This window comes from Hymenobacter sp. FMD4 (assembly GCF_058932745.1).
In genome coordinates, this window is record NZ_JBZYWH010000003.1 from 140,945 (window position 1) to 154,668 (window position 13,724).

Genomic DNA, 13,724 nt, shown 5'->3' on the forward strand with positions numbered 1-13,724 from the left:
AGCCGAAAATAAGACGTTTGACTCGAGCATGAAAGCCGAGGCAGCAGGAAAGAATCCACTACGAGCCGTCTTCAGCCGCGGTTACTGCGTAGCCATTCGTCGAGACAGGCCAAGGCCAACGCTTGGCTGCTGCCTTCGTGGGGAGTACCCAGGGTGGCGCAGTAATAGGCTGCCCGTTGGTAGTGCGCGTGCGGTTTTTGCCGCGCATAAGCTTCTAGCAGCTCCCCCAGTTGCGGTAGCGAGTAGGCTCGGTCTACCAAGCCGTGGGCGGCGTAGCCGTAGTAGTCATCAGCCACGCCGTGGGTTCCGAAGCGGTAATACAGGCTGACGAGGTTGAGCAAAGTAGCTTCCAGATGGGTGGAGGTATCGGCCGCAATCAGCGCATCGTGGCGCTGCAGAAATTCAAACACCGATTCCTGCCGGGCGTCGGAAAACGCCAGCTGTGGAAAGCTCTGCTGCAACTCAGCAAAGCTGCGCAGGTCACTGGGGTGGGCGCGGAAGGTGAACGTGAGCTTGGGAAAAGTAGTCAGCAGGAACTCCACTGCGGCCAGAATTCCAACGGTGTCGTCCAGGGTATTGGTGGCAATGGCCACACGCTGTACCCGCGGCTGCTCGTTGCGCTGGCCGATAAAAGCATCGGCTTTGGGCATGCCCACTAGCTGCACCTGCCCCCGCACCGGGCCGCACAGGCGGTACTTATCCAGCGCATCCTGACCTTCCAGCAGGCTCAGATCGAAGCCCAGCGGCGGGAAGTTGGTACTGACGCTGGCGTGCTGCACGTAGGCCGTGGGCACGCCTTCGGCCTGGCAAGCGAGTAGCAAGGCGCGGGCATCATCGTTGTGGTCGTTGGCAAACACCACGGCTTTGGGGCGGTAATGGCGCAAGGCCCGCCGGTACACCTCGTAATAACCGATGGCGTTGAAAATCAAATCAAAAAAGCGCCATGCCCGGCGCCCTTCGGTGCGTAGTAGCCCAATGAATACTAGCGGGAACTGCCAGTAATAAAGCAGCTTTCGCCTTAGCGAGAGGCGGTTTACTTGCCGATTATAGCGCCCGATCTGCTTGGCCTGACCCGCCAGCAGCACGGCATCGGCCCGATGTTCCCGAATAAAGCGCAACGAGTCGTAGTTGTTCTGACTGACAACATACAGCCACACCGCCCCTCGCAACTGCTCCGGGTTGCGGATAGGCCGGAAGACATTGCCCACCAAGCGTAAGGCCGTGTAGCCCGCTACTTTGGCCAGGCGCTTGAGCGGGCTGGCAGGGGAGATGGATTCCAACAGCGGCTTCGGAAAGGCCTCGAAGTGGTCCGTAAACCGCACGTACAGCAAATCGCGCAACCGCTCGGTGCGGGTACGGGGCTGGGAGTGAACGGGTGGCGGCACTAGGTCAGGCAAACGAGGCGGAGGTAAGCAGCTTACGCAGCCGAAAGCCGGCGCTAAGCAATGTGACGAATCAGCATAAACGCCTCGGCAAAGGGCTGCCCGATAACGATGCCCCAGCGTTGGGCCTGAATGCGCAGTGCTTCCGGCGAGCGGGGGTGCGGGTACGGGCGCTTTTCAAACTCATATGCTTCCATGCCGGCAATTTTAGCTGCCAGCTCTTCTTCGGTCACGCTCAGGAAGACGTTCGGTAGGAAGGGATTGGGGTAATTAGCCGCCTGCCATTCGGTGCTAGATGGCGTTTCGCAGGCCAGTATCGTGCGCATGGGCTCGCCCGGCAGCGGGCGGCTGCCCGTCACCACCGCTTCGAAAGTGCGCCGGTGGTCGATGTTGGTGTCGCCGCCGTGGTGGGTGAAGATGATGTCAGGCTGAAAAGCTTCTTTTTCCTGCTCAAACACTTTCACCAGATCCAGCAAATCCACTGAATCGAAGCGGTTGTCGGCAAAGTCGTAGATGCCGGTGGAACTGTAGCCGATAGCCGCGGCAGCCCGTTCGATGTTGGCGCGATGAATGCGCAGTTCTTCGGCCCACTGCTGTGGGTCGCGCACGGCGGCGCGGGACGTAATGCCTTCGCCCAGAATCACGGCGCGGGCCGTGCAGCCGTGGCGGTGTACCAGGCGGTAAATGGTGGCGCCGAGGCCGAGTAATTCGTCATCGGGGTGAGCTACGACCACCAGGACTTTCTTGCCTTCAAAATCAAACGGCATCGGGCGAAACGGCTAGTAGGCGGCGGTATTCTTCGGGCAGCACCGAGGTGAAGGGCTTGCCGGTGTAAAACTTGATGCCCCGGCGACGCAGGAAGTCGCGAAAATCTTCTTCCACTTCCGTCAGCTCACCGTGGGTTTGCAGGGTGGTCAGGTCAAACAAGACAGCGTTACAGAAGATGCGCTGCTGCTCGGCGTCGTAGCGCAGGCGCACCGTCAGTTGCTTGTAATCGGCCAACTCCTGGTAATCGTGCAGCACTTGTTGCACCAGCGCATCGTTGCGCTCCGAATTGGTGCTGGGGTACAGGTTTTCGCGCAGAATCTTGACGGGAATACCCGCAGCCAGGCAGCCATCGGGTAGGTCCTTGTTTACCAAAGTATTGGTACCGATGACCACGTTGTTGCCGATGCGCCGGTTGGGTAGCACCGTCGACTTGGCCGGCAGCCACACTTTATTGCCAATGCTCACAGGGCCGAAATCAGCCGGAAAGCCTTCCAGAATAGGCAGGTAGGAGCCGTGCGTCCACACCGCCACATCTTCGCCGATGCCCACGTACTCGCCGATGCTGATGCGGTGGTTGACGTTGAGCGTGATGCGGGCACAAATCATCGAGTAAGAGCCCACCGACAGGTGCGCGTCGGGGCTGAACTTGCCACCGTGGCCTACCACCACGTTGGAGTCCCAGTACACGTATCGGCCCACTTCCACAGTGCGGCCCGTCACGTTGTTGGCATTGCCGAAGATGGTCAGCTCCCCGATTTGCAGGCGCTGACTAACCAAAAACACATTGTTGGCGCCGATGCTGACGTTGTCGCCGATGATGCACTCAGCGGCCCGAATGCTGGTGTTGGGGCCAATACGGAAGTTCTCCCCGATGCTCAGGCGGTCGGCAATGATGTAGCTGCCGTTATCGAATTTGCGGATTTCCATGGTCGGCACAATTTACAACAGGTCCCAGGTGAGGGCCGTGCCGCGGCGTATATCTTGGCGCACCGGGCGGCCCAGCACTTGCTCTAGCAAGTGAGGCGCCAGCCCATGACCGGGCCGGATTACGCGCACGTTTTCCCGAGTCAGCGTTTCACCGGCAGCCACGTCTTCCACCACGTAGATGGAGCGGCGGAAGCCGAGCGACTTCAGCTCAGCGTCGGTGGGGCCGTATTGCACGGTGCCCAGGGCAAGTTGGGCCTGCTGGCACTCTTGCACCAAGCGGGCCATTTCGTCGGGCTCCATCGAGAACGACGAATCGGGGCCGCCGTCGGCGCGGCGCAGCGTCAGATGCTTTTCGATGACGGTGGCGCCCAGTACCGTAGCTGCCACGGCCACGCCAGTACCCATGGTATGATCCGACAAGCCGACCTGGCAGCCAAACATGTCTCGAAGGTGTGAAATGGTTTGCAGGTTGGTATTGTGCGGTAAGGCCGGGTAAGTGCTAGTGCACTTCAGCAGGATTACTTGCTCGTTGCCTTCGGCGCGCACGGCCGCCACCATGCGCTCCAGATCGGCCACATCGGCCATACCAGTGGAGATGATGACGGGCTTGCCGGTGCGGGCCGCGTGGCGGATCAGCTCCGGCCAGTTGTTTTCGAAAGAGGCAATCTTGTAGGCCGGGCAGCCCACACTTTCCAGAAAATCAATGGCTTCGGTGCCAAAGGGCGAGCTGAAAGCTACCATGCCGCGCTCGGCGGCGCGGGCGAAAATGGGCGCGTGCCATTCGAAGGGCGTGTAGTTGGTGGTGTACAGCTCATAGAGCGACTGGCCTTCCCAATCTGGGTTGGCGCCGCGCACCAAGAAGTCGGGCTCCCGGCTGTTGAGCGTGAGCATGTCGGGCGTGCTGGTCTGAATCTTCAAACCCTGGCAGCCAGCATCGGCGGCCGCATCCACGATGGCCAGCGCCTTTTCCAGCGACTGGCTGTGGTTACCCGACATTTCAGCAATGATGAACGGCAAATGGCCGGGACCAATGCGGTGGTTGCCGATAACTATATCCTGCATAAAGAGAAAATCAAGCTTCCGACCCGAAGGTCAGCAAAAACACATCATAAGGCTGCTGGTGCAGCCATGCCGCCGGCTGACGCTGAAAGCCCAGCCGCTCAAACACGCGGGCCGACGCCAGATTGTGTGGCTTCACTTGCCCCAGCACTGACCAAGCGCCGGGTTGATCGGCGCGAAGCTGCTGCAACGCAAGCTGGAGCACAGCGGTGCCCAAGCCCTGGCCCCGCCACGCCGGCGCCACGGAATAATCAATTACTCCGGGCGTAGCGCTGCCTTTGGACTCAAATTCAATGCGCACCTGCCCGACTGGCGTTCCGCTGTGTTCGAGCACATAAAGGTAGGCATTGGCATCGGCCAGCCGGCGCGCAAACCAGCCTTCGTGCGTTTCCCAGGCAATGGGCTCGGTGTGCACCGCGTTTTGGCGCACGGCAGGGTCGTTGGCCCAGGTGAAATACAGCTGCGCATCGGCTGCAGTAGCGCGCCGGATGGACAAGGTACCAGCCGCATCGGTAGCTGATAGGTTGGCAACTAGTTGCGCGAAGGCATTGCGGAGCCGCTCCGGCGCTTGCCCGTCGAAGTGCTGGTGCTGGGCCCGGCGCAACCGCTCGGCTACCCGTTCGGCTTCGGGCGAGGTCAGCACATTGGCCGAACTGTGGTATGGCAGGGCAAGGCCTTGCTCGCGCAGAAAGCGGTCGATGCCGGCTTGATTTTCGGCCAGCGGCTGCGTAAACAGCAAGCCGCCACCGGCGGCGCAGTATTCGTAGCTGACGGTGCTGGGGGCGCACACGGCCGTGCCGCACTGCTGCATCAGCGCACACATGTCGTCGGCCGACAGGTTGCGGTGCAGGGTTAGGCGCGGGTACTCGGCAGCCCAGAGCTGCAGCGTATCCCACCCCGCGTACGCGCTGCCTACCACAGCATGCACCTCCAGCTTTATATCCAGTAGTAGCAAGGCTTCGGCCACGCGCTGCGTTTGCTGCGACGGGTCAGCGCCACCCAGGCAGATAAGCACGCGTCCGGTAGGGGCCGGCTGGCGCTCAGAGCCTGCAGCGGCTACAAAGGCCGGGCGGAGCGGGGCATATGCCGGGCCGGCAAGCAGTCGGGCCCCGGGCTGGCGCAAATCGTAATCAGCTGCCTGGACACCGCCGGCAGGATTAATAACCAAATCAGCCAGCAACGGAAAAGCATGCAGATCATCCAAGCACACTAAGTGCGCGACGTGCGGCCGCAGCGCTTCGTGGTAAGTGAATTCGAAGCCGTAGCCGTCGAGCACTACCACGTCGCCGGCTTGCAATACGTTTTGGGTTAGCCAAGCTGGTTCGCCTGCGGCGGGTTGGGGCGTCATCTCGATGACTTCGTCACAAACCGCTGACAATTGCTGCAATAGTTCAGCGGAAGGCTCCTGGATTACAAAGGTGCAGCGAAACTGCGGGCGCAGAATATCGGCCATTGCCAACAGCCGCATGATGTGACCCAGCCCGATGCGAGGGTTGCCATCGGCCCGTAATACCACGCGGGGCCTGTTACTCACAGATTGGCTCATACCTGAATCTGATGATTATCACGGTTGATCTGGGCCAGCCAGGGGTGGCGCGTCAGCAATTCTTGCACCTCAGCCAGACCGAAATCGGCTGGCAAAACAGTGAATAGCAAATGCAGCATGGCGTAGTCGCTGGGGTAGTCGAGCGTCAGGCGGGCCTGCTGCAGCTCAGGGGCGGCATCCAGCGGCAGGGTCTGCAGCCGGAACAGCTCCGGGTGGCGGCGCAGGTAGGGCGTGACGTGTTCCCGCTCTTCAGGCTGCCGTGCCTCGGCATGGGCTTGGGCTAGCGCGCGGCGCGAAATCACTTCAAAATTGGTGCCCAGCGGCAAACCAATGGTGAGGGTATAGTCGGCGCCGGAGTGGAGGTGCTGCTGCACGGCTAGGTCCAGATGGTGTGGATCGATGGCCGGATTGTCGCCCGTCAGGCGTACGACGGTGTCGAGCCGATGAGTTGTTGCGGCTTCATAAAACCGGCCCAGTACGTCGGCCTCGTCGCCCCGAAACACGGCTACGCCTAGTGCTTGGCTAGCAGCGGCTACAGCATCGTCGGGTGGCAGGGTAGAGGTGGCCACTATGACCTGGTGCACCGCCGTAGCCCGCTTGGCGCGGCGCAGCACCTGCTGCAGCACGGTAGCGGTGGTACCGAGGGGCAAGGGCATCAGCGCTTTGCCAGGCAGCCGGGTAGAGCCCATTCTGACTTGCACCAAGGCACCTACGCGCCCAGCTGGAGTTATCGAATCGTCCATCCGCCGTCTACTACCAGGTTGTGACCCGTCACAAAATCAGATGCCGCGGAGCTCAGGAAAATGAATGCCCCGGCCAAGTCGGCGGGCCGCCCAATGCGGCCTAGGGGGATGCGCTGCTCAAGTTCCTGCATAAACCCTTCGTGTTGCTGGACTCCTTCGCTCGGAAAAGCTCCGGGCGTTACGCAGTTAACCTGAATATTCTCGCGCCCGAGGTAAGAGGCGAAGTAACGAGTGAGCTGGACCACGCCGGCCTTGGCCGCGCCGTAGTGGGGCGGGTTGGTGAACTGCGGAAAGTCTTGGTAGACCGGAAAATCGGGCGCTACCACGCCATACATGGAGGCCACATTGATGATTTTGCCGCCGCCACGCTCGCGCAGGTAGGGAAGCGCTTCGCGGATGCAGCGGTAGGTGCTGCCCAAGGAGCCGTCTAGACCGAAAGCAAACTCTTCATCGGTCAGTTGATCGGGCCGGCTGCCGCGGCTGTAGAAGGCATTGTTGATGAGTACTGCAGGCAGGCCATACGTTTCGCGGCATACTTGCAAGGCTTGTTGTACTGATTCGGTGCTGGCTACGTCGCACGCCACGAAGTGAATGTGGCTTTCGTCGGCCTCCGCGAATGTGGCGTCGAATACAGCTTCATTACGGCCCAGCACCACTACCGTAGCGCCGTGCACGGCCAGGCCGCGGGCAATGGCCTGGCCGAGGTAACCGTAGCCGCCGGTGAGCAAGATCAATTGACCACGCAGCGAGAACAGCTCGTTGAATGCTATCGGAGTAGTACTATTCATTCTGGGTTGGAAGATTGCACGGGGGCAAGAAGCTGGTCAAGCCCTGACGCGGTGCAAAGGTTGAAAATTCAGCTTAACCTACTGGCACTCGATAATGCTGTATTTACCTTTGACTGAATTACGCTTGCCAAAAGATGGCGGGCGGATAGCCAAAAGTATTTCTACCAACTCAAACAGTGTTCTTAGATGCCAAAATTCTACTCGCGGGCTACGCTTTGGCTTAGCTTGCTTATCAGCTTGACTAGCTTCGGGCTGCAGGCCCAGCGTTATGATAACGTATGGTACTTCGGTAATCAGGCCGGTTTATCGTTTGCAAATGGAACCCCCGTGCCCCTCACTGATGGTGCATTGAGCTCCTATGAGGGGTGTGCCACCATTTCCAATGCGGCTGGTGACCTGCAGTTTTACAGCAATGGGGAGAACATCTGGAACCGCAACCATCAGCTGATGCCCAATGGGGCTGCCCTGGGCGGGCACACCTCCGCCTCACAAGGGGTCACCATTGTGCCAGATCCGGGCAATGCTTCTCGGTATTACGTGTTTATTGTCGATGCTATCGATAATAACCTGGTTTTTGGTCTGCGCTACTCAGTTGTAGACATGGCCTTGCAAAACGGCTTGGGCGACGTTACGGCTACTCGCAACGTCCGGCTGGCTACTCCCACGGCTACTGGTAAAGTAACTGAGAAGCTCACCGTCGCGCGTCACGCCAATGGCCGTGACTACTGGGTAGTGGTACACGGCTGGCAAAACAATCAGTTTTACAGCTTCCACTTATCGGCTACAGGCATCGATGCTATCCCGGTAATCAGTGCCGTTGGACCAGTGCATCAGGGTGGGGGCAGTTTCTTTGGCGCCGGAAACGCTGTCGGCTGCATGCGCATATCGCCTGATGGTGCTTGGTTGGCGTTGGGCCAACGAGACTCTCAGTTCGAACTGTACAACTTCGACGCGGCCACCGGCACGGTATCTAACTACGTCTCGTTGGGTTTCTACGGCTACAACTATGGCATAGCCTTTTCACCAAACAGCTCGAAGCTTTATTGCTCTTCGAGCCCCTTTGGTAGTGTCGATCAGTACAATTTGCTGGCTGGCACCGGTGCACAAATTCGGGCCTCACGCGTTGCTATAGCCTTTGGCAGCGTTAGCACCTTACAACTAGGGCCAGATGGGAAAATATACGGCGCTCTACTTAATACCGCAGCGCTGAGCGTCATTGCAAACCCCAATGCCACCGGAGCCGCCTGCAACTTTATTGCGCAAGGTGTAACACTTAATGGCCGCCTAAGCCAAAACGGTCTACCTAATTTTTCCAACGCATTTGTGCAGCCTGTCAACGAATGGACCGGCGCTGTGAGCACCGTATACACCGACGCCGCCAACTGGAGCGCTAACGTAGTGCCCGGCGGCAACGATGACGTGACCATTCCGGCCGCAGCCGTGCGTATGCCTGTCCTGAGCGGTCGGGCCGCTGCGGCTAGCTTTGTAGTGGCCAGCGGTGCTTCCATGATCATTGACAGCGGCGGTGAACTGACGTTGAATAGCACGCTGACCAATAACGGCTCCTTCACCGGAGCAGGATCCTTGCGCAGCAACGCTTCAACGGCAACAACACAGGTAACCGGCGCCAATGCGATTCAGATTGGTAGCCTGACAGTAGGCGGCAACGCAACGCTCGAACTGCGCGTGCCGACAACTGTGACCCGTATGTTGACGCTGAACAACAACCTTACAATGGGCGGCAACGGGTCGCTGACGCTGGCTTCCGACGCTGCTGGCACGGCCATGGTGGTGAACAACGGCGCAGCGGTGGTGCAGGGCTCGGTAACGGTGCAACGCTACATCGAAGGTGGTCTCAACGCTGGCTTGGGCTACCGCCACGTGGCAGCTCCTGTGAGCGGCACCACCTTGGCGGATCTGGCTACGGCAGCATTCAGTCCGGTGTTTAATACCACTTACAACACCAGCACTACACCCGGCATGGTAACCCCGTTCCCGACGGTGTACGGCTATGATCAGTCGCGCGTGGCTACCAGCCCGGCCACGGGAATGAGCAGCTTCGATAAAGGTTGGTTTTCACCCGCTGCGGGTACCGATGCCATGTCGCAAGGGCAAGGGTACACGGTGAACCTGGCGGGCGGCCAAACCCTGGATTTTGTGGGCAGCCTAGGCAATGGAACCATGACCGTTACCGGCTTGGGGCGTGGAGTGCTGACCGATGCAGGTTGGCACCTGGTGGGAAATCCCTACCCGGCACCTTTGAGTTGGAGCCAACTCTTCGCAAGTGCCACTGGTCTCGACGACGCTGTTTACGTCTTCAAATCGGCTGGGCAATACACCGGCAACTATGCCAGCTTCGTGAACGGCGTGGGCACCAACGGCGGTAGCAATACCATCCCGATGGGGCAGGGCTTTTTTGTGCGCACCAGTGCAGCCGGCACCAGCGGCCGCCTCACCTTCAGCAATGCCGCTCGCCTGACCACGTACGCCAACCCGGCCTTTCAGCGGACCCAGGAAACCCGCCCGCTGGTGAAGCTAGAACTGCGTGGCCAATCTGGCGCTGATCAGGTGGTAGTATACTTTGCTCAAAACGCAACTGCTGGCTTTGATGCGCAGCTCGACGCCTATAAGCTGACCGCCGGTAGCGTGCCCACGCTGGGTTTGCTCGTTGGTAATGACCGGCTGGCCATCAATGCCTTGTCATTTTTGTCGACCGCTGCCGTTAGTATTCCACTGGCTGTTCAGGTACCGCAATCCGGTACTTATTCGCTTCAGGCAGCCGAATTGCTCAACCTGCCGTTGGGCGTAGCAGTGGAACTGCACGATGCCCAAACCGGAGTTGTGGTAAATCTGCGTACGCAATCGACGTACAGCTTCACCATTGATGCCAGCCAGCATAGCAACCGCTTCACGTTGGTGCTGAACCCGACTCGTCCGACAGCTCAGGCTACCCCTCAGCTCAGCGCCCAGGTGCAGGTGTTCCCAAACCCAGCCAATGATCAGCTGTGGTTGCGCCTGCCCGCGACCAAGCACGCTGTGGAGGTAGCACTTCACAACGCGCTGGGTCAGCAAGTGCTGCGCCGCGTGTTGCCGGCCACTCGCGGTGCTGAAGCAGTTGAGTTTTCGCTTACCAAGCTCACAAAAGGCGTATACTCGTTGCGCATTCACCTGCCGGAGGGCGTGGTAACCAAGCGGGTAGTGATTGAGTAGCCAAACTCACGCAACACCTGATGCGCAAACGGGCGCGGCACCTTTAAGTGTCGCGCCTGTTTGTCTTTGGTGCCGAGCCAGGGTAGCAGTTAGGTTATTAACTGACTAACGTGCAGGCCAGTTGTAGGGTAAGATGAATGTTTCAGTAGCCTCTGCCAACTTCTGTAACTGGGGCTGCAGCGCGGTGAAAGCGGCAACATAGTGGCGGGCTTCAAGATTGGCGCGCAGATTTTCCGCTGAATCTACCCCAATAACTACGCGACCCACGCCTGGAGCCGCGGCCACAAACAGTAACAAAGCCGCTTCTAGTGGGAAGCCACTGGCATTCACGATTTCCCGTAGGTGTTGGAGCTTAGGCCGTAGCGGCTCGAAAAAAGGCGGGAGCGTGTCAAGCGGTCTAAGAAGCAAGCCTTGCAGAAAGGCCGAGCGCACGTGCACCTCAGTACCCTGGGCCGCCAGTTGCGGCATCAGCCGGCTGAAGCGCTGATCCAAGACGTTAAATGGAATCTGCACCGCGTCTGCTGCCATCCCTTCTGCCAATAGCCACTCGGCTTGCCACGGGTGATACAGCGAAATGCCAATGCCCTGCGTTAGCCCGTCAGCCTTGGCCGCAAGTAGGCCCTCCCAAGCCTCTGGTTGCCGTTTCAGCGCCCCAAAATCGTGAAATAAGACTCCGTGTACTGCTGGCTGTTGTAGTCGCAGTAAAGAAGCCTGTATGGCTTGGTATACCGATGCCGGGTCAGATGCTCCTACTTTGGTTACCAGCCGAAATGCATGAGCGTGGCTGCTCAGCCATTGGCCCAGGCGGGCTTCGCTGTCGCCGTAAGCCGTGGCCGTGTCGAGTAGGCTGATACCGGCTTTGGCAGCTTCCGCCAGAATACCGTCAACCGTCTCGTCGCTGGGGCGGCCTTGGGTATTGTTGATGCCGTAGGCCAGACCAAACTGTACGGTTCCCAGCGCCAGTTTGGCTACGAACTCTTCTGCGGTCATTGCGCCAAAAATTCCGTCACCGTATCGACCACGTATCGTTGCTCCTCATCGGTGAGGCTGGGGAACATAGGCAGGCTCAGGCAACGCGCGTAGTAAGCCTCAGCGTTTGGAAAATCACCAGTTTTCCAACCCAGCTGCTGATAATAGGGCATGGTGTGCACCGGGATGTAATGCACCTGTGCGAAGATCTGACGGGTGCGCAGGAAGTCGTACAGGCCGCGGCGGTCCGCTACTTTGATGACGTACAGGTGGTAAGCATGCCCTGCCGAGCCGGCCAGCGGCGTCACCCCAGCCACTTCAGCGAAAGCAGCATCGTACTGCGCTGCCAACTGACGCCGCCGCATGAGGCCTTCATCGGCCCGTTGCAGCTGTGTAATGCCCAAAGCGCAAAGCATATCGGGCATGCGGTAGTTGTAGCCGAGTTCCTGCATCTCGTAGTACCAGCCTCCTTCGTCGGGGCGGGTTAGACAGGCCGGGTCGCGGGTGATGCCGTGGGTACGAAGCAACAAAAGCTGCTCGTACAAGTCGCGGCGGTTGGTGGTAATCATGCCGCCTTCGCCCGTAGCAATGTGCTTAACCGGGTGAAAGGAGAAAATGGCCAGATCGGCCAGCTGCCCGCTGCCGCAACGTTGCTCTTGTCCTTGGCTATCGGCAAAAAAGCCCCCCGGCGCATGGCAGGCATCCTCGATAATCCACAGCCCAAACTCATCAGCCAGCTGCCGGGCTTCTTCCAGATCAACTGGCAGGCCGGCAAAATCCACCGGCACCAGCCCGTGAAAATGGCCTTTTGGGTGCTGCTCCAATAGCTGGCGCACCGCCTTTAGGTCGATGAGCGCCGTGGCGGGGTCGATGTCGACGAAATGCACCTCGCCGCCGCAGTAGCGAATGCAGTTGGCCGAGGCGGCAAAAGTGATGGGCGTGGTGATGACGCGCTGTCCTGGCTGCACGCCCAGCGCCAATGCGCAGAGGTGCAGGGCCGCCGTGCCGTTGCTTACCGCCACAGCGTGTTCCACCCCGATGTACTTCGCAAACGCCTGCTCAAACTCGGCCACCTTCGGGCCTTGCGTCAGGAAGTCCGATTGCAGCGTTTCGATAACGGCTTGCACGTCGGCGTCGGTGATGTGCTGGCGGCCGTAGGGGATGGGGCGGAAAGTCTGGGTATTCATGTTAGATCAAAGATAAGGCTCCGGGGCAAGCAACAAGTCAGCGACGGAAAGCCGGAAAAGTAATCGACGGCAACAGCGCTCCAGCAAGAGGAGCGGCGTTGCCGTCGATGTAACTGTGGCGGGCTTTATGCCTGAAATGCGGGGTCGACGTGCAGACGGATTTCTTCACGCAGCTGCTCGGCATCCAGCCACTCAGTGTTATTGGCCGAATCGTAGTGGAAGCCCAGCGGCACGCGCTTGCCGTTGAAATGCGCAATAAACTTATCCACGCTCCACGGCGGGGTAGAGGGCAGAATCACGTAATACTTCTCCAGCTCCACGGTGCTCAGCGCATCCGTTTCGGTAATCATTTCCTCGTGCAGCTTTTCGCCGGGGCGGATGCCCACGATTTCCTGCTGACACTCCGGGCCAATGGCCGTGGCCAGCTCGGTGATTTTGTAGGAGGGAATCTTTGGTACAAAGATTTCGCCGCCCCAGGAATGCTCCAGCGCATACAGCACTAGGTCAACACCTTCCTCCAGGGAAATGTTGAAGCGTGTCATGTCGGGGTGCGTGATGGGCAGTACACCTTTCTGCCGCTGCTGCAGAAAAAAGGGCACCACGGAGCCGCGCGAACCGATTACATTGCCGTAACGCACCACTGAGAAGCGCAAATCGCGTGAGCCTTTCATGTTGTTGGCCGCTACGAAAAGCTTGTCAGAGCACAGCTTGGTGGCACCGTACAGGTTGATGGGAGCCGCCGCTTTGTCGGTGCTCAGGGCCACCACATCCTTCACGCCGCAGTCCAGGGCGGCGTTAATCACATTTTCGGCCCCGAAGATGTTGGTCTTGATGCACTCCATCGGGTTGTACTCAGCAGCAGGCACCTGCTTGAGAGCCGCGGCGTGCACGATGATGTCGATGCCTTCGCAGGCGCGCTTCATGCGCTCCGGGTCGCGCACATCGCCGATAAAGTAGCGCATCGCCGGGTACTTCTCCTGCGGGAAGTGCTGGGCCATTTCATACTGTTTCAACTCGTCGCGCGAGAACACCACCAAGCGCTTCACATCGGGGTAGCGTTCCAAGACAAGCTGCACGAATTGTTTGCCGAACGAGCCGGTGCCGCCGGTCAGCAGGATAGACTTATGGTTGAGGTCGAGGGCCAT

The 13,724-nt window shown here is 59.4% G+C and carries 11 protein-coding genes; 1 reads left to right on the forward strand and 10 read right to left on the reverse strand.

Annotated elements, in window-relative coordinates; all coding sequences use genetic code 11:
• Positions 1–71: 71 nt before the first annotated feature.
• From AC5FXY_RS04480 to AC5FXY_RS04510, 7 genes are read right to left on the reverse strand one after another with little or no spacing between them, the layout of a single operon-like run.
• Positions 72–1,385 (reverse strand): hypothetical protein, encoded by a 1,314-nt coding sequence (locus AC5FXY_RS04480; protein WP_493555439.1) that lies wholly within the window; start codon positions 1,383–1,385, stop codon positions 72–74.
• 53 nt (positions 1,386–1,438) lie between these two features.
• Entirely contained in the window at positions 1,439–2,149 is a 711-nt protein-coding gene (locus tag AC5FXY_RS04485) for a PIG-L deacetylase family protein (protein WP_493555440.1), read from the reverse strand.
• On the reverse strand, positions 2,139–3,077 hold the full coding sequence (locus tag AC5FXY_RS04490; protein ID WP_493555441.1) for an acyltransferase: 939 nt from the start codon (positions 3,075–3,077) through the stop codon (positions 2,139–2,141). Before AC5FXY_RS04490 ends, AC5FXY_RS04485 begins: the two co-directional genes overlap by 11 nt.
• Before the next feature lie 12 nt (positions 3,078–3,089).
• Entirely contained in the window at positions 3,090–4,139 is a 1,050-nt protein-coding gene (gene pseI / locus AC5FXY_RS04495) for a pseudaminic acid synthase (protein ID WP_493555442.1), read from the reverse strand.
• Between the two features lie 10 nt (positions 4,140–4,149).
• Positions 4,150–5,682, reverse strand: coding sequence for a UDP-2,4-diacetamido-2,4,6-trideoxy-beta-L-altropyranose hydrolase (gene pseG / locus AC5FXY_RS04500; RefSeq protein ID WP_493555443.1), 1,533 nt, complete (start codon positions 5,680–5,682; stop codon positions 4,150–4,152).
• A complete protein-coding gene (locus AC5FXY_RS04505) occupies positions 5,679–6,425 on the reverse strand; it encodes a cytidylyltransferase domain-containing protein (RefSeq protein WP_493555444.1) in 747 nt (248 codons plus the stop codon). Before AC5FXY_RS04505 ends, pseG begins: the two co-directional genes overlap by 4 nt.
• Positions 6,410–7,213 (reverse strand): SDR family oxidoreductase, encoded by an 804-nt coding sequence (locus tag AC5FXY_RS04510; RefSeq protein WP_493555445.1) that lies wholly within the window; start codon positions 7,211–7,213, stop codon positions 6,410–6,412. The genes AC5FXY_RS04505 and AC5FXY_RS04510 overlap by 16 nt, the downstream gene beginning before the upstream one ends.
• Before the next feature lie 186 nt (positions 7,214–7,399).
• Between AC5FXY_RS04510 and AC5FXY_RS04515 the strand changes: the two genes are divergently transcribed.
• Positions 7,400–10,423, forward strand: a complete 3,024-nt coding sequence (locus AC5FXY_RS04515) for a DUF8693 domain-containing protein (RefSeq protein WP_493555446.1) — start codon at positions 7,400–7,402, stop codon at positions 10,421–10,423.
• Positions 10,424–10,528: 105 nt separating this feature from the next.
• Here AC5FXY_RS04515 and AC5FXY_RS04520 read toward each other — a convergent pair whose 3' ends face one another.
• From AC5FXY_RS04520 to pseB, 3 genes are all read right to left on the reverse strand, one after another.
• Positions 10,529–11,413 carry an aldo/keto reductase gene (locus AC5FXY_RS04520; protein WP_493555447.1) on the reverse strand — a complete coding sequence of 295 codons (885 nt, stop codon included), beginning with the start codon at positions 11,411–11,413 and terminating at the stop codon, positions 10,529–10,531.
• A complete protein-coding gene (pseC, locus tag AC5FXY_RS04525; RefSeq protein ID WP_493555448.1) occupies positions 11,410–12,579 on the reverse strand; it encodes a UDP-4-amino-4,6-dideoxy-N-acetyl-beta-L-altrosamine transaminase in 1,170 nt (389 codons plus the stop codon). Before pseC ends, AC5FXY_RS04520 begins: the two co-directional genes overlap by 4 nt.
• A gap of 125 nt (positions 12,580–12,704) precedes the next feature.
• Positions 12,705–13,724 carry a UDP-N-acetylglucosamine 4,6-dehydratase (inverting) gene (gene pseB / locus AC5FXY_RS04530; protein WP_493555449.1) on the reverse strand — a complete coding sequence of 340 codons (1,020 nt, stop codon included), beginning with the start codon at positions 13,722–13,724 and terminating at the stop codon, positions 12,705–12,707.

What these genes read in the sequence shown, in the direction of transcription:
- AC5FXY_RS04510 (WP_493555445.1), bottom strand. Translation starts at nt 7,213, where the DNA reads ATGAATAGTACTACTCCGATAGCATTCAACGAGCTGTTCTCGCTGCGT.
- AC5FXY_RS04505 (WP_493555444.1), bottom strand. Translation starts at nt 6,425, where the DNA reads ATGGACGATTCGATAACTCCAGCTGGGCGCGTAGGTGCCTTGGTGCAA.
- AC5FXY_RS04520 (WP_493555447.1), bottom strand. Translation starts at nt 11,413, where the DNA reads ATGACCGCAGAAGAGTTCGTAGCCAAACTGGCGCTGGGAACCGTACAG.
- AC5FXY_RS04515 (WP_493555446.1), top strand. Translation starts at nt 7,400, where the DNA reads ATGCCAAAATTCTACTCGCGGGCTACGCTTTGGCTTAGCTTGCTTATC.
- pseI (WP_493555442.1), bottom strand. Translation starts at nt 4,139, where the DNA reads ATGCAGGATATAGTTATCGGCAACCACCGCATTGGTCCCGGCCATTTG.
- pseB (WP_493555449.1), bottom strand. Translation starts at nt 13,724, where the DNA reads ATGGCCCTCGACCTCAACCATAAGTCTATCCTGCTGACCGGCGGCACC.
- pseG (WP_493555443.1), bottom strand. Translation starts at nt 5,682, where the DNA reads ATGAGCCAATCTGTGAGTAACAGGCCCCGCGTGGTATTACGGGCCGAT.
- AC5FXY_RS04485 (WP_493555440.1), bottom strand. Translation starts at nt 2,149, where the DNA reads ATGCCGTTTGATTTTGAAGGCAAGAAAGTCCTGGTGGTCGTAGCTCAC.
- pseC (WP_493555448.1), bottom strand. Translation starts at nt 12,579, where the DNA reads ATGAATACCCAGACTTTCCGCCCCATCCCCTACGGCCGCCAGCACATC.
- AC5FXY_RS04490 (WP_493555441.1), bottom strand. Translation starts at nt 3,077, where the DNA reads ATGGAAATCCGCAAATTCGATAACGGCAGCTACATCATTGCCGACCGC.